1 protein-coding gene is annotated in these 1,063 nt (G+C 72.4%); it reads left to right on the top strand.

Features of this window, described 5'->3' with window-relative positions:
- Positions 1-1,063: polysaccharide biosynthesis/export family protein (locus LGR69_RS31715; protein WP_230368582.1), on the top strand; the 1,063-nt coding region annotated here is incomplete at both ends.

A 1,063-nucleotide genomic window follows, 5' to 3' on the forward strand; every position in this document is an offset into this window, starting at 1 on the left:
GGCTGCACGTATCTGCCCGCGGCGGGACCGACGGCGAGCGCGATCGAGGCGGGCGCGGAAGTCGCGACCGCCGACGGCGGCGTGCTCGCGCGCTACGAGATCATCGACGTCACCCCGGCCGTGGTCGAGGCCCTGCGCGGACGCCCGCTCGACAGCCTGCTCGCCTCCTTCGGCGATCACCGCCCCTCCACCGAGCCGGTGATCGGCATCGGCGACATGGTCTCGGTCTCGGTCTGGGAAGCCGGCTCCGGCGGCCTGTTCTCCGGGCCGCTCGTCGCCGACCGCTTCTCCGCCGGATCCAAATCCGCCCTCATCCCCGAGCAGCCGGTCGGCCGCGACGGCTCGATCTCGGTGCCCTATGCCGGGCGCATCAAGGTCGCCGGACGCCGGCCCCAGGACGTCCAGGGCCTGATCGAGAACGAGCTCGCCGGCAAGGCGATCCAGCCGCAGGTGCTGGTCTCGGTCACGCGGCCGATCTCCCAGGCGGTCACCGTCACCGGCGAGGGCGCGGCCGGCGCCCGCCTGCCGCTCTCGGGCCACGGCGACCGCATCCTCGACGTCATCGCGGCCGCCGGCGGCAACCGCTCGCCGGTGTCCGAGACCTTCGTGCGCCTGTCGCGCGGTCCGGTCACCGCCACGGTGCCGCTGACCACGGTGGTGTCGAACCCCAAGGAGAACATCTACCTGCGGCCCAACGACGTGCTCACCCTGGTGCGCGACCCGCAGACCTTCCTGGCGGTGGGCGCGCTCGGCCAGGCGACCGAGCTGCCGTTCCAGGCCGACGGCATCACGCTGGCCCAGGCCCTGGCCAAGGCCCGCGGCCTGTCGGACTTCGCCGCCGACCCGGCCGGGACCTTCATCTTCCGGTTCGAGCCCGCCAGCGTGGTGCGCCGCCTGAACCCGAACACCAAGCTCACCGGCACGCCGCTGGTGCCGGTGGTCTACCGGATCAACATGCGCGACCCCAACAGCCTGTTCACCACCCAGGCGTTCCGCATGCGCAACCGCGACCTCGTCTACGTCTCCAACGCGCCCTTCACCGAAGTCTCGAAGGTGCTGTCCG

The organism is Methylobacterium brachiatum, assembly GCF_020523825.1.
Classification (GTDB): domain Bacteria; phylum Pseudomonadota; class Alphaproteobacteria; order Rhizobiales; family Beijerinckiaceae; genus Methylobacterium; species Methylobacterium brachiatum.